Raw genomic sequence first — 19,933 nt, 5'->3', positions numbered from 1 at the left:
GGACATGAACGCAAGCCTCGCCGTCGTTTCCTACATCGGATCGACCATCCTCTTCATCCTGAGCCTGGGCGGCCTGTCGAACCCCGAGACCGCGCGCCGCGGCAACGTGTTCGGCATGATCGGCATGGCCCTGGCCGTGCTGGCCACGGTGCTCGGCCCGCGCGTCACGCCCACCGGCTACGCCTGGATCGTGGGGGCCCTGGTCGTCGGCGGCGCCATCGGCCTCTTCGCCGCGAAGAAGGTGCAGATGACGCAGATGCCGGAGCTGGTAGCGCTGATGCACAGCCTGGTCGGCCTCGCGGCCTGCCTGGTCGGCTTCGCCAGCTACGTCGACACGTCCACCGTGTTCCCGACGCCGGCCGAGAAGACCATCCACGAGGTGGAGATCTACGTCGGCATCCTGATCGGCGCGATCACCTTCTCCGGCTCGCTCATCGCCTTCGGCAAGCTGTCGGCCAAGATCGGCGGCAAGCCGGTGCTGCTGCCCGGCCGCCACTGGCTCAACCTGGCCGGCCTGCTGGTCGTGATCTGGTTCGGCCGCGGGTTCCTGCGGGCCGAGACCATCGAGGCGGGCATGATCCCGCTGATCGTGATGACCGTCATCGCCCTGCTGTTCGGGGTGCACATGGTCATGGCCATCGGCGGCGCCGACATGCCGGTGGTGGTCTCCATGCTCAATAGCTACTCGGGATGGGCGGCCGCCGCCACCGGCTTCATGCTGAGCAACGACCTGCTGATCGTGGTCGGCGCGCTGGTCGGCTCCTCGGGTGCCATCCTGTCGTACATCATGTGCCGCGCGATGAACCGCAACTTCATCAGCGTGATCGCCGGTGGCTTCGGCAGCGGCGGCGGCGCGGCGCCGGCGGCCAAGGGCGATGCGGCCCAGCCCGCCGGCGAGGTGTCGCCGGTCAGCGCCGTGGAGACGGCCGAGATGCTGCGCGAGGCCAAGAACGTCATCATCGTCCCGGGCTACGGCATGGCCGTGGCCCAGGCGCAGCACACGGTCTTCGAGATCACGAAGCTGCTGCGCGAGATGGGCGTGAACGTGCGCTTCGGCATCCACCCCGTGGCGGGGCGCATGCCCGGCCACATGAACGTGCTGCTGGCCGAGGCGAAGGTGCCCTACGACATCGTGCTGGAGATGGACGAGATCAACGAGGACTTCCCGGAGACCGACGTCGCCATGGTGATCGGCGCCAACGACATCGTGAACCCGGCCGCCCAGGACGATCCCACCAGCCCGATCGCCGGCATGCCGGTGCTGGAGGTCTGGAAGGCGAGGCACTCGATCGTCATGAAACGCAGCATGGCGTCCGGCTACGCGGGCGTGGACAATCCGCTCTTCTACAAGGACAACAACCGCATGCTGTTCGGAGACGCCAAGAAGATGCTGGACGAGGTCCTGGCCGCCCTGAAGTGACAAGAAAGAGGAGACAAGAAGCATGAGCAATCGCCCCTGGCTCGCCGCCTATCCGCAAGGCGTGCCTGCCGACATCGACGCGTCGCAGTACCACTCGCTGGTCCAGCTGATGGAAGAGAGCTTCACGAAGTACGCGGCCCGCCCGGCCTACGTCTTCATGGGCAAGGAGCTGAGCTTCGGCGAGACCGATTCGCTCAGCCGCGCCTTCGCCGCCTACCTCCAGGGCCTCGGCCTGGTGAAGGGCGACCGCGTGGCGATCATGATGCCCAACGTGCCGCAGTACCCGGTGGCCGTGGCCGCCATCCTGCGCGCCGGCTTCGTGGTGGTGAACGTCAACCCGCTGTACACGCCGCGGGAGCTGGAGCACCAGCTCAAGGACTCGGGCTCGAAGGCGATCGTCATCATCGAGAACTTCGCCAACACGCTGCAGCAGTGCATCGCGGCGACGCCGGTGAAGCACGTGGTGCTGGCGGCCATGGGCGACATGCTCGGCGGCCTCAAGGGCACGCTGGTGAACTACGTCGTGCGCAAGGTCAAGAAGATGGTGCCGGCGTACAACCTGCCCGGCGCGGTGAAGTTCAACGAGGCGATCGACCGCGGCCAGCGCGGCACGCTGCGCAAGCCCGAGATCAAGCCGGACGACGTCGCGGTGCTGCAGTACACCGGCGGCACCACCGGCGTGTCCAAGGGCGCCGTGCTCCTGCACCGCAACGTCATCGCCAACGTGCTGCAGTCCGAAGCCTGGAACAAGCCGGTGATGGACAAGGTGCCTTCGAGCGACCAGCCCACGTCGATCTGCGCGCTGCCGCTGTACCACATCTTCGCCTTCACGGTGGGGATGATGCTGAACATGCGCACGGGCGGGAAGCTGATCCTGATCCCGAACCCGCGCGACCTGCCCGCGGTGCTGAAGGAGCTGTCCAAGCACAAGTTCCACAGCTTCCCGGCCGTGAACACGCTGTTCAACGGCCTGGCGAACCATCCCGACTTCAACAAGGTGGACTGGTCCAACCTGAAGGTCTCGGTCGGCGGCGGCATGGCGGTGCAGGGCGCCGTGGCCAAGCTGTGGCTGGAGAAGACCGGCTGCCCGATCTGCGAAGGCTACGGCCTGTCGGAGACCTCGCCCTCGGCGAGCTGCAACCCGGTGACCAGCACCGAGTTCACCGGCACCATCGGCATCCCGCTGCCCTCGACGTCCATGAAGTGCGTGGACGACAACGGCGTGGAGGTGCCGCAGGGCCAGCCGGGCGAGATCGCGATCAAGGGGCCGCAGGTGATGGCGGGCTACTGGCAGCGGCCCGACGAGACCGCGAAGGTCATGACCGCCGACGGCTTCTTCAAGAGCGGCGACATCGGCATCATGGACGAGCGCGGCTACTTCAAGATCGTCGACCGCAAGAAGGACATGGTGCTGGTCTCCGGCTTCAACGTGTACCCGAACGAGGTCGAGGACGTCGTCATGCAGCTGCCCGGCGTGGCCGAGTGCGCGGTGGTCGGCGTGCCCGACGAGAAGACCGGCGAGGCCGTGAAGCTGGTGATCGTCAAGCGCGACCAGGCCCTGACCGAGGACAAGGTCAAGGAGTACTGCCGCTCCAACCTCACCGGCTACAAGCAGCCCCGCGTGATCGAGTTCCGCACGGACCTGCCGAAGACGCCGGTGGGCAAGATCCTGCGGCGGGAGCTGCGGGACAAGCGCTGAGGAAAAACCGAAGGCGGACGGCCGGACGCAAAAGTCGCAAAGGTTCCGCAAAAGTCGCGAAAAGGAAAACCATTGAAGTTTTCTTGACTTCTTTTGCGACTTTTGCGTAGCTTCTGCGACTTTTGCGTCCGGCTGTCCGTTCCCGTTCCCTGTCACTGATCCCGTCCCATGTTCCGCTTCATCCTGACCCGCCTCTCGCTGGTCATCCCGACCTTCTTCGGGATGACGCTGCTGGCGTTCTTCCTGATCCGGCTGGTCCCCGGCGATCCCATCGAGACGATGGCGGGCGAGCGCGGGATCGACGCCGCGCGGCACGCCAAGCTGGTGCAGGAGTACGGCTTCGACAAGCCGGTGCTCACGCAGTACGCCATCTACATCGGCCGCGTGCTCCAGGGCGACCTGGGCAAGTCCATCATCACGCAGGCGCCGGTGCTGCACGAGTTCGCGGCGCTGTTCCCGGCGACGATCGAGCTGGCCGTGTGCGCGATCCTGTTCGCGCTGCTGCTCGGCATCCCGGCCGGCATCCTCGCCGCGGTCAAGCGCAATTCCGTGTTCGACCACGGCGTGATGGCGACGTCGCTCACCGGCTACTCCATGCCGATCTTCTGGTGGGGCCTGCTGCTGATCCTGCTGTTCTCGGTGCAACTGGGGCTCACGCCCGTGTCGGGGCGGCTCTCCGTGCAGTACTTCATCGAGCCGAAGACCGGCTTCCTGCTGGTCGACTCGCTGCTTTCCGACGACAAGGGCGCCTTCTGGTCCGCGCTGCAGCACCTGATCCTGCCGACCATCGTGCTGGGCACCAACCCGCTTGCCGTGGTCGCGCGCATGACGCGCTCGGCCATGCTGGAAGTGCTGGGCGAGGACTACATCCGCACCGCGCGCGCCAAGGGCCTGCCGCCGCTGCGCGTGATCGGCGTGCATGCGCTGCGCAATGCGCTGATCCCGGTAGTGACCGTGATCGGCCTGCAGGTGGGCGTGCTGTTCACCGGCGCGATCCTCACCGAGACCATCTTCTCCTGGCCGGGCGTGGGCAAGTGGCTGATCGAGGCGATCAACCGCCGCGACTACCCCGTGCTGCAAGGCGGCATGCTGCTGCTGGGCGTGGTGGTCATGACCGTCAACCTGCTGGTCGATCTCGCCTACGGCCTGATCAATCCCCGCATCCGCCAGGGAGGGCACTGAGCATGGCCGCCGTCCTGCCCCCGTCCGCTCCCGTCAGCGCCGCGCCCCCCGGGCCGTGGCGCGAGTTCTGGATCTCGTTCTCCGCCAACAAGGGCGCCGTCGCCGGCCTCGCCGTCGTCGTGTTCCTGCTGCTGCTGGCGCTGTTCGCGCCGTGGATCGCGCCGCACGCGCCGGACGCGACCAACAGCGCCGCCTTCCTGAAGCCGCCCGCGTGGCAGCAGGGCGGGACCTGGCAGTACCCGCTGGGCACCGACGCGATCGGGCGCGACATCCTCTCGCGCCTGATCTGGGGCTCGCGCCTGTCGCTGTCGATCGGCATCGCCGTGGTGCTGATCTCGGTAGCCGCGGGCATTGCGTTGGGGCTCATCGCCGGCTTCGCCCGCGGCGTGACCGAGATCTTCATCATGCGGCTGATGGACATCGTGCTCACGCTGCCCAGCCTGCTGCTCGCCATCGTGATCGTCGCGATCCTGGGGCCGGGGCTCGTCAACGCGATGCTGGCGGTGGCGGTCGTGGTGCTGCCGCACTACGTGCGCATCACGCGCGCCTCGGTGATCGCCGAGGTCTCGCGCGACTACGTGACGGCCGCGCGCGTGAGCGGCGCCGGCACGCTGCGCCTGATGTTCAGCGAGGTGCTGCCCAACTGCGCCGCGCCGCTGATCGTGCAGGCCTCGCTGGGCGTGTCCACCGCCATCCTCGACGCAGCCGCACTCGGCTTCCTCGGCCTGGGCGCGCAACCGCCCTCTCCGGAATGGGGAACCATGCTCGCCGACGCCCGCGAATTCGTCCTGCGCGCCTGGTGGGTCGTCACCTTCCCCGGCCTGATGATCCTCGCCGCGGTCCTGGCGTTCAACCTGCTCGGCGACGGCCTGCGCGATGCGCTGGATCCGAAGTTGAAGAGATGAAGACAAAGAACATCCGAACGCAAAGGGCGCAAAGGTTACGCAAAGAACGCAAAAGAATTCAATGAAGAATTTCTTGGTTCCCTTTTGCGACCTTTGCGAATCCTTTGCGTCCTTTGCGTTCGGATGTCCGCTTTCCCGGTACTGATGCCATGCCACTCCTAGAAATCGAAGACCTCCACGTCGACTTTCCGACGCAGGGCAGCGTCATGCATGCCGTCGATGGCGTGAGCCTGACGCTGGAGCAGGGGGAGGTGCTGGGCATCGTGGGCGAGTCCGGGTCCGGCAAGAGCGTGACCATGATGGCCTTGATGGGGCTCATCGCGTATCCGGGGCGCGTGCGCGCGAAGAAGCTGCGCTTCCTGGGCAACGACCTGCTCGGCATCTCCGACAAGGAACGCCGCCGGCTCGTGGGCAAGGACATGGCGATGATCTTCCAGGAGCCGACCACCAGCCTGAATCCTTGCTTCACCATCGGCTGGCAGCTCACGGAGGCGCTGCGCCAGCACTCGCCGCTGGACAAGCGCAGCGCGCACCGGCACGCCATCGAGCTGCTGGAGCAGGTGGGCATCCCCGCCGCCGCGCAGCGCATGAACGACTACCCGCACCAGCTCTCGGGCGGCATGAACCAGCGCGTGATGATCGCGATGGCGATCTCCTGCAACCCGCGCCTGCTGATCGCCGACGAGCCGACCACCGCGCTCGACGTGACCATCCAGGCGCAGATCCTGGACCTGCTGCGCAACCTCCAGAAGGAGCGCGGCATGGCGCTGGTGCTGATCACGCACAACATGGGCGTGGTGAGCGAGATGGCGCAGCGCGTGGCCGTGATGTACGCGGGCCAGGTGATGGAGCAGCAGCGCGTGGAGAACCTGTTCGCGCAGCCGCAGCATCCGTACACGGAAGCGCTGCTCGCGGCGCTGCCGGAGCAGGGCGAGGCGGGGCATCGCCTGGCCACGATCCCCGGCGTCGTGCCGGGCGTGTTCGACCGGCCGAAGGGCTGCCTCTTCGCGCCGCGCTGCGCCTATGCCACTGCGCATTCGCAGGACGTGCGACCCGAATTGCGCGACTGGCAGGGCGGCCAGGTGCGCTGCCACTATCCGCTGGGCGATCCGTCGCGCGTGCAGCGCATCGAGAAAGACCAGCCCGTGCGCCCGGAGGTGGCGGCATGAGCGCCGCACGGCCGCCCGAAGGCGCTCGCACCGCAGTGCGCAGCACGGAGGTTTCCTGATGACCAAGGTCGTCGTCGAAGCGCAGAACCTGCGCAAGGTGTATCCGATCCGCCGCGGCCTCTTCCGCGAGCCCGCGCAGCTGCAGGCCGTGGGCGGCGTGTCGTTCACGCTGGAGGAGGGCAAGACGCTCGCGGTGGTGGGCGAATCCGGCTGCGGCAAGTCCACGCTCGCCCGCATGGTGTCGCTGATCGAGAAGCCCACCGAAGGCGCGCTGACGCTGGACGGCACCGACGCGGTGCACACGCCCGCCGCCGAACGCCGGCGCCTGCGCCAGGCGGTGCAGCTCGTGTTCCAGAACCCGTACGGATCCCTGAATCCGCGCAAGAAGATCTCCGCGGTCCTGGAAGCGCCGCTCGCGATCAACACGCAGCTGAAGCCCGCCGAACGCGCCGAGCGCGCCCGCGCGATGCTGCAGCAGGTGGGCCTGCGTCCCGAGTACGCCAACCGCTACCCGCACATGTTCTCCGGCGGCCAGCGCCAGCGCATCGCGATCGCGCGCGCGCTGATGCCCGGGCCGAGGCTGGTGGTGGCGGACGAGCCCGTGTCGGCGCTCGACGTGTCGATCCAGGCGCAGGTGCTCAACCTGCTCGCGGACCTGCAGCAGCAGTACCGGCTCGCGTACCTCTTCATCTCGCACGACCTCGCCGTGGTGCGCCACATCGCGCATGACGTGCTGGTGATGTACCTCGGGCACGTGATGGAACAGGGGCCCAAGCCGAAGATCTACGCACGGCCGCTGCACCCGTACACGCACGCCTTGATGGCTTCCACGCCCGGCATCGGTGCACGCACGCGCAAGCGCATCGTGCTGCAGGGGGAACTGCCCTCGCCGCTGCATCCGCCGGCGGGCTGCGTGTTCTCCAGCCGCTGCCCGTACGCACAGGAGGTGTGCCACCGCGAGCGCCCCATCCCGCGCCCCGTCGACGAGCGCCTCGTCGCCTGTCACTTCGCGGACGACTTCCTGGCCAAGGGTTTCCCCGAAGAGGCACTTGAACATAATGCTTTCCTCTCCGGCAAGTCCGGTAACTGAATCGACGAAGGAGTCCCCATGATGCGAATTCCGTTCAGCAAACATGTCGCGGTCGCCGCCCTGGCGCTGGCCGCCGCGGCCGGCGCCGGCGCCAAGACGCTGGTGTTCTGCTCCGAAGGCAGCCCCGAGAACTTCTACCCCGGCGTCAACACGACCGGCACGTCCTTCGACGGCAACGAGCCGATCTACAACCGCATCGTCGAATTCGAGCGTGGCGGCACCAAGGTCGTGCCGGGCCTCGCCGAGAAGTGGGACATCTCCGCCGACGGCAAGGAGTACACCTTCCACCTGCGCAAGGGCGTGAAGTGGCACAGCCACCGCGCGTTCAAGCCCACGCGCGACTTCAACGCCGACGACGTGATCTTCGCATTCGAGCGCCAGTGGAAGGAGGACAACGCCTTCTTCAAGGTGACGAGCTCCAACCACTCGTACTTCAACGACATGGGCCTGCCCAAGCTGCTGAAGTCGGTGACCAAGGTCGATGACTACACCGTCAAGATCGTGCTGGACAAGCCCGAGGCGCCCTTCCTCGCGAACCTCGCGATGCCTTACGCCGCGGTGCAGTCCAAGGAATACGCCGACGCGATGCTCAAGGCGGGCACGCCCGAGAAGATCGACCAGGAGCCGATCGGCACCGGCCCGTTCTACCTGGTGCAGTACCAGAAGGACGCGGTGATCCGCTACAAGGCCTTCCCGCAGTACTGGGGCGGCAAGGCCAAGATCGACGACCTCGTGTACGCGATCACGCCGGACGCCTCCGTGCGCTGGGCCAAGCTGCAGAAGGGCGAGTGCCACGTCATGCCGTACCCGAACCCGGCGGACCTGGAAGCGATCCGCAAGGACCCGAACGTGCAGGTGCTGGAGCAGCCCGGCCTCAACGTCGGCTACCTCGCGTACAACGTGACGAAGAAGCCCTTCGACGACGTGCGCGTGCGCAAGGCCGTGAGCATGGCGATCAACCGCAAGGCGATCCTCGACGGCGTGTACCTGGGCACCGGCGTGCAGGCGAAGAACCCGATCCCGCCGACCATGTCCGCGTACAACAACGACATCAAGGACACGCCCTTCGATCCGGAAGGCGCCAAGAAGCTGCTGGCCGAGGCCGGCTACAAGGACGGCTTCCCCACGGACCTGTGGGCCATGCCGGTGCAGCGCCCGTACAACCCGAACGCCAAGCGCATCGCCGAACTGATGCAGGCCGACCTGGCCAAGGTGGGCATCAAGGCGGAGATCAAGACCTTCGAGTGGGGCGAGTACCGCAAGCGCATGCAGGCGGGCGAGCACCAGATGGGCATGCTGGGCTGGACGGGCGACAACGGCGACCCGGACAACTTCCTGCACACCCTGCTGGGCTGCGACTCGGCCAAGACCAACGGCTCCAACGTGGCCAAGTTCTGCAACCCCGCCTTCGAGGACCTGGTGCAGAAGGCCAAGACGGTCACCAAGCCCGCCGAGCGCGATGCGCTGTACAAGCAGGCCCAGGTGGTCTTCAAGCAGCAGGAGCCGTGGCTGACCATCGCCCACGCGGTGCAGCTGAAGCCGGTGCGCAAGGAAGTGATCGACTTCAAGCTGTCGCCGTTCGGCCGGCACAACTTCTACGGCGTGGACATCAAGTGACGTCGTGGCGCGGCGACGCCGCGCCCAGCCACGTCATCCCCGCGCAGGCGGGGATCCAGGGAGCGGCCCCGCAGGGCCGCTTTTTTTTGCCCTCACGGTCTCCGGGGCGGCTCAAGCAGAAGAACGCAGAGGTCGCAAAGGTGACGCAGAGGTCGCAGAGAACAGCCAAGCCCCTGGGAGGTTTTCTCTGCGACCTCTGCGCATCTCTGCGACCACTGCGTTCTGAACTCCTTGATCTTCCCGGAAGTCAGTGAAGAACCTTTTTCGACCTCCTGGATTCCCGCCTCCGCGGGAATGACGGGAGAATGCGCCCATGCGCACCGCCATCGTCTCCGCCATGCACGAGGAGCTCTCCGCAGTCCTCGCCCTGCTCCCCGACGAGCAGAAGCAGGTGGCGGGCGGGCGCGACTTCTGGGTCGGCCACCTGCATGGCCAGGAAGTCGTCGCGGTGCTCTCGCGCATCGGCAAGGTCGCGGCGGCAACCACCGCCACGGCCTTGATCGAACGCTTCGCCGTCGACCGCATCGTGTTCACCGGCGTGGCCGGCGGGCTTGCGGCCGGCGTGAACCGCGGGGACGTGGTGATCGCGGACGCGTTCCTGCAGCACGACCTCGACGCTTCGCCGATCTTTCCGCGTTACGAAGTCCCCCTGTACGGCACGGACCGCTTCGCAACGGACCCCGAGCTCACGGAGCGTCTTGCCGCCGCGGTGAAGAAAGCCCTGCACGGCACGCACGTGCACCGCGGCCTGGTCGTGAGCGGCGACCGCTTCGTCTCCAGCCTCTCCGAGAGCGTGGCCTTGCAGCAGGCGCTGCCGCAAGCGCTCGCGGTGGAAATGGAAGGCGCCGCCTTCGCGCAGGTGTGCCGCGACTACGGCGTGCCCTTCGCCGCCGTGCGCACGGTGTCCGACCGCGCGGACGACGAGGCCCACGGCGACTTCCTCAGCTTCATCGACCAGGTCGCGAGCCGCCATTCCGCGGCGATCGTGCAGGCGTTCCTCGAGACGGCCTGATCAGTCGTCGTCGAGGTCGAGCGACACGGCGAAGACCCACCGCGACGGCTCGGGCCCGGCCAGGCGCAGGACGCGCCCCAGTTCGAGCGACCACGTGCGACCCGCGGCCCAGCGCACGGTGCCGCGGGCGAAGTGCGTCGTGTCGCGCACGTAGCGCTCGGCCAGCAGCGTCCACCGCGGCAGGAACGCCCACTCCACGGCGACGCCGCTGCGGGCGCTGTCTTCCTCGCCGGAGCGGGCGAACTGGCGCCCCAGGTTGAAGTGCAGCTGGAGGTCTTCCCGCAGCGGGTAGCTCGCGAGTCCCACCAGGGACGCGGACTCGCGCCGCGGCCGCTGGTGCGCCTCCCAATCGGCCAGCACGAGAACGCCGAGGCGCCAGTCCCCGACCGGGCGCGACCACTTCACTTCCGCGGTCCAGCCGGTCGCGGAGCTGCCGTCTTCCCGCCCGTATTCCGCCTGCCCGCCCAGTTGCACCGGGCCGACCCGGCAGGTCAGCTCCACTTCCGCGGCGCGCGCACCGCCTTGCAGGCGGTCGAGCGTCAGTTCGGCCTCGCAGTCGCCGCGGGCGAGCATCTCCGCGGACTCGATGCCGTGGCGTTCCGCATGCGCGGACGTCGCGGCCAGCAGGGCGGCGGCCAGGGCCACCCCCAGGTTCGTTCTCGTTGCGCGCATCCGTCCCCCCCGAGCAGAAAGCGTCACGCGCATCATGCAGGAGAGTGGCGGCCGGCGGAACAGCCGGCCGGCAAGCGACGCTCAGGCGCGCTGCGGCTTCAGGGACAGCACGAGCGCGAGGATCGCGAGGACGCAGACGATGGTCGGCCCGGAAGGCAGGTCCCACAGCGCCGACAGCGCGAGTCCCACCGCGTAACCCAGCGCGCCGACCCCGTAGGCCAGGGCCAGCCGCTTGCGGCCTTCCCAGCGCAGGGTGGCGAGCGCCGGCACGATCAGGCTCGTGAACACCAGGTAGACCCCCACCAGCTGCACCGAGGCGGTCACCGCGACGGCGAACGCGCCATAGAAGCCGAAGGCACCCAGCCGCCGCGTCCAGCCCAGCGCCAGTGCCAGGGCCAGCACCGCTGTCACGGCGCCCAGCACCAGCAGCTGCCGCGGCCCGACCCACAGGATCTGGCCCGCGAGCAGGTCCTTCAGGTGCTCGCCGCCGCGCGGGTTGTGCGCGAGCAGCAGGATGCCCGCGCAGGCCGCCAGCACGAACAGGACACCGATCAAGGCCTCCTGGTAGCGCGCGACGCGGCGCTCCGTCCACGTGAGCAGGGCCGCGCCGAGCAGCGCCGCGCCGACGGCGGCTGCCTGCACGGCCAGGCCGTGCTCCGGCAGTCCGATGGCATCGGCCGCGATCACGCCCAGCGCGGCGATCTGCGCGATGGCGAGGTCGATGAACACGATGCCGCGGTCCAGCACCTGGGCGCCCAGCGGCACGTGGGTGACCAGCACCAGCAGGCCCGCGACGAGCGCCGGCCAGAGGATGCCGAAGTCGAGCGGGCCCAGCGTCACTTGGCGGCCGCCCCGGCCAGCAGCCGCGCGACGGTGTCGTCGAAGAGGCCGAACAGGTCCTTGGCCTGGTCGCTGCCGCCGACCGTGAAGGGCAGCTTCACCGCGGGAATGCCGGCATTGCGCGACAGCCACTCGGTGGCGCGCGGGTCCTGGTAGGCGGAGTACACGACGAAGCGCGCCGGCGTGCCTTTCAGGGTCGCCAGCACCGACTGCAGGTGCGCGGCGCTCGGCTCGATGCCCGGCTTGGGCTCCAGCACGGCGACCTCGCGGATGCCGAGCCAGTCGTAGAGATACACGTAGCCCTTGTGGTACGAGACGACCGGCAGGCCGCGCAGCGGCGCGGCCTGCGCATTCCAGCGCGCGACGGCCTGCTGCCATTTCTGCTGGAAGGCCGTGCCGCGCTGCGCGTAGTCGCCGGCGTGTGCCGCATCCACCTGCTGCAGCCGCTGCGTGAGCGCCGTGGCGACGGCGGCGATGTTGCGCGGGTCGGTCTGGATGTGCGGGTTGCCTTGCGCATGCACGTCGCCCTGCGAGCGGTCGACGCTGGCCGGGACGTCCAGCTTGCGCACGAATTCCGCCGCGGCGAAATGCGCGGGCTGGCCGGGCTGCACCTTGTCGTTGCCCGACTGCTGCAGCAACACGGGCAACCAGCCGGCTTCCAGCTCGGCACCCGTGCACACCACGAGGTCGGCGTTGCGCACGCGCGCGATCAGGCTCGGACGGGCCTGGATCTGGTGCGCGTCCTGCATCGCGTTCGTGGCGGACGTGACTTCCACCAGCGGGCCGCCGAGCTCCTGGGTGAGGGCGGCCCACTCCGGCTCGCAGGCGAAGACGCGCAGCGCGGCGTGGGCGGGCGCCAGCGCGAGCAGCAGGGCGGCGCCGGCGAGGAGGGACTTGTGGATCGATGTCATGGCCATGCTCCTCAGAAGCCGTGGGCGCCGTGCGCGCCCAGGCTCATCTGGTACTGCAGCCACCATTGCAGGTCGCTGCCGCCGTTGCCGCGCGCGCGGTCCTGCGCCACCTGCAGCCGCACGCGCGAGAACTCGCTCGGGTTGTGCTCCAGCATGAGGGTGTTGCGGCGCGGCGTGCCGCTGCCCAGGTCGACCAGGCCGGCGTTCACGCCGAAGTCGGGCGTCCCGGGGCTCAGGCGCTCGGTGCGCAGGCCGGCGCGCCAGCGCGGCATGAACTGGTAGACGCCTTGCAGGTACCAGCCCGACTGCTTCGCCGCATAGGTGCCGGGGGAGGCGGCGCCTTCGCTGTCGACGACCAGGTCGCCGTCGCGCCGCGCCTGCAGGTATTCGCCCTGGAGCTTGAAGTTCCGCACCTTGGGATTGCCGTTGGGCGCCCAGCGATAGACCGCGTCGGCGATCCACACCTTGGTGCGGCCGGTGAACGTGTTGGTGATCGCGTTCCCGGCGGTGTCGGTCTCGGCGAGTTCCTGGTCCGTCGCCTTCGCCTGCAGGTAGGAGAGGCCGGCGCGCCAGCTGTGGCTGTCGCCGATGTCGTCGCCGACGTGCGCGGACAGCGCGGCGGCGCCGAGGCCGTTGCGCGAGGTGTCGCTGCCGGGGAAGGAGCGGCCGCGGCCGACCTCCGCGCGCAGTTCGAGGAAGCGGTCCGTCGGTGCGACCCACGCCAGTTGCAGGCCATCGTCGCCGAACTGGCCGCCCAGCATCGCCTGGTAGGCGAGCGGCGCGTCCGCGAAGTCCCAGGTGTGCCGGTGCTGCGAGTTCAGGTAGCCGATGCTGGAGAAGAAGCGGCCGGCCTTCACCGTGAGGCCCCGGCCCAGCGCGGTGGTCTGCACATAGGCCTCCTCGACCTCGATTTCATTCTCCGGGGTGACCGCGAAAGTGGCCTGGCCGCGGAAATACGGGTCGATGTTGGCGCCCAGCGTGAGTTCGGTTTCCGACAGGCTGAAGCCGCGCGTGCCGGGACCGGCTTCCGCATCGGTCGGCAGCGGGAAGCCGCGGATGCGGTAGGTCGAGGGATCGAGCTGCGTGCTGGTGTACTGGCCCGAGAGGATCATCGAGATGTCGAGCAGGCTGCGGCCGGCCGTGGACGGCGCGGCAGCGGGCGCGGCCGCAACGGCGGACGCAGGTGCCGGCGTCGGAACCGATGCCGGGGGCTGCGTCGCCGCCTTGGCCTCGGCGGCTTGCAGCCTTTGCTCCAGCGCGCGGATGCGCTGCTCGTACTCGGCGCGCATGGCGTCGAGTTCGCGCCGCAGCGCCTGGGTGTCGGAAGGGGAAGAGGGGGAAGCGGGCTGCGCGGCGGCGCTGCCCGCGGCCAGGCACAGCATCCAGGCTGCGCGGCGGAAACCATGGTCCATCGTGGACTCCTTGCACGAAAGAAGACGCGGAAGCCGCGCGGCGGGCGCGCGGCAAGGCGGATCAGGCGTGCAGGGGCGGGGGTGCGCGGCTGGCGTAGAAGCGCGGCGGCGTCGCGCGGACGGCCGTGCCCGGAGCGGCAGCAGGCGCCGCCTGCGGCGCAGCGGCCGTGGCCAGCGCGGGGGCGGAAGGCGCCGGTGCGCCGCTGCCCAGGGCGGCGGCGACCACGCACAGGTCGCACGAACCGGGCGTTGTCGACGCGGGATCGCGCTGCTCCGTGACCGTCGAATGCAGGTGCAGCAGTGCGTGCGAAGCCGCGGCGAACTGCGCGACCGGCAACCACAGCGCCAGCGCCAGCAGCCACGCGAAGCGGCGGCTGCGGACGGCGGAGCGGAAGGCGGCGAAGGCCATGGCGGTGCGCATCATACGACCGCCCGCAGGCCTATTTGAGCCAGCCCCTCTTGTTGAAATACCACATGGGGACGAGGGCGCTCGCCGCCATCAGCACCAGGACGTAGGGGTAGGCAGCGCGGCCCATGGCCTGCAGCTCGGGGAACTGCAGGTTCATGCCGTAGAGGCTGGCCACCAGCGTCGGGGGCAGCAGCGCCACGCTCGCCACCGAGAAGATCTTGATCGTCCGGTTCTGGTTGATGTTGATGAAGCCGACGGTGGCGTCCATCAGGAAGTTGATCTTGTCGAACAGGAAGGCCGTGTGGTTGTCCAGCGACTCGATGTCGCGCAGGATCTGCCGCGCCTCCTCGAACTGTTCCGCCGTGAGCATGCGGCTGCGCATCATGAAGCTCACCGCGCGCCGCGTGTCCATCACGTTGCGGCGGATGCGCCCGTTCAGGTCTTCCTGCCGCGCGATCGCCTCCAGCGCCTCGCCGGCCAGCGTGTCGGTGACGTCGCCCGCGAGCACCTGCTTGCTGACTTTCTCCAGCTCGTCGTAGATGCCTTCCAGCGTGTCGGCGGAGTACTCCGCGTCGGCGTCGAAGAGCTTCAGGAGCACTTCCTTCGCGTCCTCGATGAGGCCGGGCGCCCGGCGCGCGCGCAGGCGCAGCAGGCGGAAGACGGGGACGTCCTCGTCGTGGATGGAGAACAGCACGCCGTGGCTCTTCAGGCTGCTGTTCATCAGGTTCAGGATGAACGCCACGCGGACGGCCCGGGGCTCGTCACCGCCGCCGGCGATCAGGAAGTCGCTGCGGATGTGCAGGTCGCCGTTGTCTTCCTCGTAGAAGCGGGCGGACTCCTCGATGTCCTCGTCCATCGCGTCTTCCGGGATGGACAGGCCGTAGTACTGCTTGACCCAGCGCTTCTCCTCGAGCGTGGGCGACTCCAGGTCCACCCAGATCGGCTGGAAGCGGGAGAGCTCCTCCAGCGACTCGATCTCTTCCTGGAAGAGCCGGCCGTTGGCGAGCGTGAAGATATTGAGCATGGCTCCGTCCCGTGCGTTGTAGTGTGTTCTGCGGTGGCGATGGGCTGCTTCCAACGCGCCGCGTCACGGGCGTTGAAAGCTACCGACTAGGGTAGGTTTCCAAGGAGGGCTCTCCGGCGAGAAAGGGAAGCGGCGATTATGCCGCGCCGGCACCGCAGAAGGCGAGCAACCGGTCCTTGTGCGCGTAGGCGTCGCGCTCGCCCAGCGCCACGAGCGCCTGCACGAAAGCGGGCTCGAACAGCAGGTAGCTCGCGAGGCTGCCGCTGCCTTCGCGCAGCGCGCCCAGGCCGCCCAGCGCGCGCTGCACGCCCGCGGGCAGCAGCTTCAGGTGCACGCGCGCCAGGGTGTCCAGCGATTCGCTCGGCTGCAGGGCCAGCACCTCGATCGCGTGGTAGGGCAGCACGCCCGCGACTTCGCGCGGGAGTTCGTCCAGCGTGCGGGCCAGGCGCTGCGTCTGCTCCACGTCGGCTTGCAGGGTGTCGTGGAAGACGCTCGCCATGGCGTGGCCGGCGATCGCGCCCAGCCCCGGCACGCCGGCCGGCGCGCCCGCGAGGCCGGCGCGTTCCGGCTGGCCGACGCCGATCACCAGCACCTCGCGCGCACCGAGATGGATCGCGGGCGACAGCGGGGAGATCTGGCGCATGGAGCCGTCGCCGAAGTACTCGCGGCGGCCATCGACCCAGAGCGGCGTCGCCGGGAAGAGGAAGGGAATGGCGCTGGACGCCATCAGGTGCTCGATGGTGAGCGGCTGGAACTCGGCGCGGCGGCCTGGGCGGTTCCAGCCTTCGTGGCGGGCGTCGGCACGGGTATGGCAGAACGTCCAGTGCGTGCCGCTGGTGTAGCTGGAGGCGGTGACCGCCACGGCGTCCAGTGCGCCGGACTGCAGCGACGCCTCGATGCCCGCGAGCGAGATCCGGCGATGCAGCGTGTCGACGAGCGGCATGGTGTCGAGGATGGCGCCGCGCGTGCGCGCATGGCGCCAGAGGCGGGCCGCGGCCAGGATGCGGCTGAACCGCACCCACCACGGCGCGTCGAGGCGGTACACAGCCCCGCAATGCAGGCCGGCCCAGAAGCTGCGCAACTCGTCGAACGCGCCCAGCCCGCGGCTCGCCGCGCCGGCGAGGTAGGCGGCATTGAGCGCACCCGCGGAAGTGCCCACGACGATGTGGAAAGGAAAGCGCTCGGGAGGGGCGCGGTGCAGCCTCAGCATGGCGGCCATCGCCCCCAGCACGCCCACTTGATAGGCGGTCCGGGCGCCGCCTCCCATCAGCACCAGGGCACGGGCCCGGGCGGGTCGCGTCAACCCCTCGTGAATGACGGTGCCGAGGCTCATCGGTAGAACTACTGTAGAGGCGCAGGACAAATCCTACACGGCTGGGCCAGAACGTCCGACACCACGGTCCAGGAGGCCGCCCTACATTGGCTCCATCCCCCCGGGCCCCCACCCGGTACTGACCCCGCAAGGAGCCGAGATGATCCAGCTAGCGACCGACCCGAATGCCAGCCGCTCGAACTGGCGTCCCGCCGCGTCCGAGGCCAAGGACAACACCCTGGCCGGCCGCCGGTCCCGCAGCGGCCACGCGTGGCCGTTCATCGCGCAGATGTACGTGGAACCGACGACCCCCTCCTCGCAGGCCCCGAAGCGCACCCCCACCAGCGAGAGCGGCAGCTAAGCCGCATCGCACGGAGTCCGACATGTACAAGGAACCCAAGTCCACCAACCGCTACAACGACACGCCCCGCGACAAGCCGCAGGCCGAACGTGTCGAACACGCGAACCTGGAGCGCCCCGGTGCCCAGGCGCACCCGAAGGCGGCCGGCCAGTGGAACCGCCTCGACGCCGCTGCGCTCTGGCGCGTGCGTTGATCCGCATCTCCTGAACCTTCAGCAACAGCGGCCTGGCGGCCGCTGTTCGTGCTTGCGCGGCCCCTCGAGGGCCGCGTTTGTCTTGGTGCCGGCACGCGTTGCGCTCCCTTGCGAATTCGCGCCTGAGCCTTGAGGGAAATCAATGGACTTTCCCGGGGGCCGCGGGCATAGTGAATCGCACGGATCCGAGAGCGAATTCCTTCCCCGCGCCGCAAGGGCGCACGTTGCAACCAACCAGGAGGCTCCATGAACCTGACGATCAGCGGTCACCACCTCGAAGTCACCCCCGCCCTGAGAAGTTACGTGACCACCAAGCTCGATCGCATCACCCGTCACTTCGAACAGGTCGTGGACATCAAGGTACTACTCACCGTTGAAAAGCAGAAGGAGAAGGAACGAAGGCAGCGCGCCGAATGCAGGATCCACGTGAAGGGCAACGATCTCTTCGCGGAGAGCGCCCATCACGACCTGTACGCCGCGCTCGACGAACTCGTGGACAAGCTCGATCGCCAGGTCGGCCGCCACAAGACCCGCCTGCAGGACCACCACTGCGACGCGCCCAAACGCGTGATGTAAAGGCGACGACGTAACAAGGCCCGTTCGCGGGCCTTTTTCGTCATCGGCGCGGTCAGGTCGGCCGTTGCGGAACGGTGCACGGCCACGGGTGCATAATCCGCCCACCTAACCATGAACCGCCTCGCGTCCATCCTGCCGCCCGCCCAGGTCCTGGTCGGCGTCGACGCCACGAGCAAGAAGCGGGCGTTCGAGGAGGCCGGCCTGCTCTTCGAGAACCTGCACGGCCTGTCGCGCGCTCTGATCACCGACAGCCTGTTCGCCCGGGAACGCCTCGGCTCGACCGGGCTCGGCCACGGCGTCGCCATCCCGCACGGGCGCATCAAGGGCCTGAAGGCGCCGATGGCGGCGCTGTTCCAGCTCGCCAGCCCCATCGGCTTCGACGCGCCGGACGAGCAGCCCGTCAACCTGCTGATCTTCCTGCTGGTGCCCGAAGCGGCGACGCAGAAGCACCTGGAGATCCTCTCCGAGATCGCCGAGCTGCTCAGCGACGCCCCCCTGCGCGAGAGGATCCGCAACAGCGCGGACGCGAAGCAGCTGCACCAGCTGATCGCCGACTGGCACTCGGCCCAGCCGCAGTAAGGCCGGTGCGCGCTTGAAGCCCACCGTCGTCAGCGCCGACGTCCTCTTCGAGGACCACCGCGGGCAGCTCAAGTGGGAATGGGTCGCGGGCCTCGGCGCGTCCGAGCGCCGCTTCGACGAAGTGGCCGTGCGCAAGGCGCGCTCCGGCGCGGACCTGGTCGGCTACCTCAATTACATCCATCCCTACCGGGTGCAGATCCTCGGCGAGCGCGAGGTCGCGTACCTCACCAACGCCACGCAGGACGACTGCAAGCGCCGCATCGCGCGCATCGTGACGCTGGAGCCGCCGGTGCTGGTGCTGACGGACGGCCAGGCCGCGCCCGACGCGCTGCTCTCGATGTGCGAGCGGGCGCAGATCCCGATGTTCGCCACGCAGGAGCCGTCGGCCTTCGTCATCGACGTGCTGCGCGCCTACCTGTCCAAGCACTTCGCCGAGCGCACGTCGATGCACGGCGTGTTCATGGACATCCTGGGCCTGGGCGTGCTGATTACGGGTGAGTCAGGCCTCGGCAAGAGCGAACTGGGGCTGGAACTGATCACGCGCGGCAACGGCCTCGTGGCCGACGACGCGGTGGATCTTTACCGCGTGAACCAGACGACGATCGAGGGCCGCTGCCCCGAGCTGCTGCAGAACCTGCTGGAGGTGCGCGGCATCGGCCTGCTGGACATCCGCGCGATCTTCGGCGAGACGGCCGTGCGGCGGAAGATGCGCCTGCGCCTCATCGTGCACCTCGTGCGCCGCGAGACCATGGAGCGCGAGTACGAGCGGCTGCCCTACGAGCCCCTCACGCAGGACGTGCTGGGCGTCCCCGTCCGCAAGGCCGTCATCCCCGTCGTCGCCGGCCGCAACATGGCCGTGCTGGTCGAAGCCGCCGTGCGCAACACCATCCTGCAGCTGCGGGGCGTGGACACGTACCAGGAGTTCGTCGAGCGGCACCGCCGTGCCATGGAAAAGGGCGGCTGAAGAAGGCGGACATCCGAACGCAGAGGGCGCAAAGATTTCGCAAAGGACGCAAAAGAAAACCTTTTAAGGGCTGTTCTTTTGCGTCCTTTGCGTAGCTTTTGCGCCCTTTGCGTTCCGGAAGTCCGTTCCCGCTCCCGTTACTTCGGCTTATGCGGGCACGGATTCTTCGTGCAGTGCGCGTACAGGCTCAGCGCGTGGTCTTCGATCACGAAGCCCTTGAGCTTGGCGACTTCGTTCTGGCGGCGCTCGATTTCGGCGTCGTAGAACTCTTCCACGCGGCCGCAGTCCAGGCACACGAGGTGGTCGTGGTGCTGGCCTTCGTTGAGTTCGTAGACGGCCTTGCCGCTCTCGAAGTGGCTGCGGCTGAGGATGCCGGCCTGCTCGAATTGCGTGAGGACGCGGTACACGGTGGCCAGGCCGATGTCCGAGCGGTCCTCCAGGAGCACGCGGAACACGTCTTCGGCCGTCATGTGCCGCTGCGAGCCCTTGTGGAAGACGTCCAGGATCTTCAGCCGCGGCAGCGTGGCCTTGAGTCCCGTGCTCTTGAGTTCGTCGATGTTCGCCATGGTGCTGCCGCTACAATGCC

Annotated in this window: 21 protein-coding genes; 13 read left to right on the top strand and 8 right to left on the bottom strand. The window is 68.5% G+C overall.

All coding sequences use genetic code 11. The annotated features are described in order from the left end of the window. Positions 1–4 precede the first annotated feature (4 nt). From pntB to H8N03_RS21760, 8 genes are all read left to right on the top strand, one after another. Positions 5–1,420 carry a Re/Si-specific NAD(P)(+) transhydrogenase subunit beta gene (gene pntB, locus H8N03_RS21795; RefSeq protein ID WP_187078335.1) on the top strand — a complete coding sequence of 472 codons (1,416 nt, stop codon included), beginning with the start codon at positions 5–7 and terminating at the stop codon, positions 1,418–1,420. A gap of 22 nt (positions 1,421–1,442) precedes the next feature. Further along, positions 1,443–3,119, top strand: a complete 1,677-nt coding sequence (locus H8N03_RS21790) for a long-chain-fatty-acid--CoA ligase (RefSeq protein WP_187078334.1) — start codon at positions 1,443–1,445, stop codon at positions 3,117–3,119. A gap of 168 nt (positions 3,120–3,287) precedes the next feature. Beyond that, entirely contained in the window at positions 3,288–4,301 is a 1,014-nt protein-coding gene (locus H8N03_RS21785) for an ABC transporter permease subunit (RefSeq protein WP_187078333.1), read from the top strand. Between the two features lie 2 nt (positions 4,302–4,303). Next, a complete protein-coding gene (locus H8N03_RS21780) occupies positions 4,304–5,206 on the top strand; it encodes an ABC transporter permease subunit (RefSeq protein ID WP_187078332.1) in 903 nt (300 codons plus the stop codon). A gap of 149 nt (positions 5,207–5,355) precedes the next feature. Beyond that, positions 5,356–6,375, top strand: a complete 1,020-nt coding sequence (locus H8N03_RS21775) for an ABC transporter ATP-binding protein (RefSeq protein ID WP_187078331.1) — start codon at positions 5,356–5,358, stop codon at positions 6,373–6,375. Between the two features lie 58 nt (positions 6,376–6,433). Beyond that, the gene (locus tag H8N03_RS21770; RefSeq protein WP_187078330.1) at positions 6,434–7,465 is read left to right on the top strand and encodes a dipeptide ABC transporter ATP-binding protein; all 1,032 of its coding nucleotides are present in this window, start codon (positions 6,434–6,436) and stop codon (positions 7,463–7,465) included. Between the two features lie 18 nt (positions 7,466–7,483). Further along, positions 7,484–9,082 carry an ABC transporter substrate-binding protein gene (locus H8N03_RS21765; protein ID WP_187078329.1) on the top strand — a complete coding sequence of 533 codons (1,599 nt, stop codon included), beginning with the start codon at positions 7,484–7,486 and terminating at the stop codon, positions 9,080–9,082. 313 nt (positions 9,083–9,395) lie between these two features. Continuing rightward, positions 9,396–10,094, top strand: a complete 699-nt coding sequence (locus H8N03_RS21760) for a 5'-methylthioadenosine/adenosylhomocysteine nucleosidase (protein ID WP_187078328.1) — start codon at positions 9,396–9,398, stop codon at positions 10,092–10,094. On the opposite strand, the gene H8N03_RS21755 is transcribed toward H8N03_RS21760, so the two are convergent. The 7 genes from H8N03_RS21755 to H8N03_RS21725 all read right to left on the bottom strand — a co-directional run bounded on the left by H8N03_RS21755 (position 10,095) and on the right by H8N03_RS21725 (position 16,695). Then, complete coding sequence (locus H8N03_RS21755) at positions 10,095–10,766, bottom strand: PA4824 family protein (protein WP_187078327.1); 672 nt, start codon at positions 10,764–10,766, stop codon at positions 10,095–10,097. An 81-nt stretch (positions 10,767–10,847) separates the two neighbouring features. Next, complete coding sequence (locus H8N03_RS21750) at positions 10,848–11,606, bottom strand: metal ABC transporter permease (protein ID WP_187078326.1); 759 nt, start codon at positions 11,604–11,606, stop codon at positions 10,848–10,850. Continuing rightward, entirely contained in the window at positions 11,603–12,517 is a 915-nt protein-coding gene (locus tag H8N03_RS21745; RefSeq protein WP_187078325.1) for a metal ABC transporter substrate-binding protein, read from the bottom strand. Before H8N03_RS21745 ends, H8N03_RS21750 begins: the two co-directional genes overlap by 4 nt. Positions 12,518–12,528: 11 nt before the next feature. Beyond that, positions 12,529–13,929, bottom strand: coding sequence for a hypothetical protein (locus tag H8N03_RS21740; protein ID WP_255428333.1), 1,401 nt, complete (start codon positions 13,927–13,929; stop codon positions 12,529–12,531). A 61-nt stretch (positions 13,930–13,990) separates the two neighbouring features. Continuing rightward, complete coding sequence (locus H8N03_RS21735; RefSeq protein WP_187078324.1) at positions 13,991–14,338, bottom strand: hypothetical protein; 348 nt, start codon at positions 14,336–14,338, stop codon at positions 13,991–13,993. Positions 14,339–14,369: 31 nt separating this feature from the next. Continuing rightward, on the bottom strand, positions 14,370–15,362 hold the full coding sequence (locus tag H8N03_RS21730) for a magnesium and cobalt transport protein CorA (RefSeq protein ID WP_187078323.1): 993 nt from the start codon (positions 15,360–15,362) through the stop codon (positions 14,370–14,372). A 136-nt stretch (positions 15,363–15,498) separates the two neighbouring features. Continuing rightward, the gene (locus H8N03_RS21725; protein ID WP_187078322.1) at positions 15,499–16,695 is read right to left on the bottom strand and encodes a patatin-like phospholipase family protein; all 1,197 of its coding nucleotides are present in this window, start codon (positions 16,693–16,695) and stop codon (positions 15,499–15,501) included. Between the two features lie 139 nt (positions 16,696–16,834). Here H8N03_RS21725 and H8N03_RS21720 point away from each other — a divergent pair, with 139 nt between their 5' ends. The 5 genes from H8N03_RS21720 (at position 16,835) to hprK (ending at position 19,347) form a co-directional block, all read left to right on the top strand. Continuing rightward, positions 16,835–17,035, top strand: coding sequence for a hypothetical protein (locus H8N03_RS21720; RefSeq protein ID WP_187078321.1), 201 nt, complete (start codon positions 16,835–16,837; stop codon positions 17,033–17,035). A gap of 22 nt (positions 17,036–17,057) precedes the next feature. Beyond that, positions 17,058–17,228: a hypothetical protein gene (locus H8N03_RS21715; protein ID WP_187078320.1), complete on the top strand. Its 171-nt coding sequence runs from the start codon at positions 17,058–17,060 to the stop codon at positions 17,226–17,228. Positions 17,229–17,474: 246 nt separating this feature from the next. Further along, entirely contained in the window at positions 17,475–17,804 is a 330-nt protein-coding gene (gene hpf, locus H8N03_RS21710; RefSeq protein WP_187078319.1) for a ribosome hibernation-promoting factor, HPF/YfiA family, read from the top strand. A gap of 111 nt (positions 17,805–17,915) precedes the next feature. Then, the gene (locus H8N03_RS21705) at positions 17,916–18,383 is read left to right on the top strand and encodes a PTS sugar transporter subunit IIA (RefSeq protein WP_187078318.1); all 468 of its coding nucleotides are present in this window, start codon (positions 17,916–17,918) and stop codon (positions 18,381–18,383) included. Between the two features lie 13 nt (positions 18,384–18,396). Further along, entirely contained in the window at positions 18,397–19,347 is a 951-nt protein-coding gene (gene hprK, locus H8N03_RS21700) for an HPr(Ser) kinase/phosphatase (RefSeq protein WP_187078317.1), read from the top strand. 137 nt (positions 19,348–19,484) lie between these two features. Here the strand turns inward: hprK and fur are convergent, their stop codons facing one another. Next, the gene (gene fur, locus H8N03_RS21695) at positions 19,485–19,913 is read right to left on the bottom strand and encodes a ferric iron uptake transcriptional regulator (protein ID WP_187078316.1); all 429 of its coding nucleotides are present in this window, start codon (positions 19,911–19,913) and stop codon (positions 19,485–19,487) included. Positions 19,914–19,933: the final 20 nt, after the last annotated feature.

The organism is Ramlibacter cellulosilyticus (assembly GCF_014297465.1).
GTDB lineage: Bacteria > Pseudomonadota > Gammaproteobacteria > Burkholderiales > Burkholderiaceae_C > Ramlibacter > Ramlibacter cellulosilyticus.
Note: the sequence above shows the minus strand (reverse complement) of the source record. Positions and strands in the feature narration are given on the sequence as shown.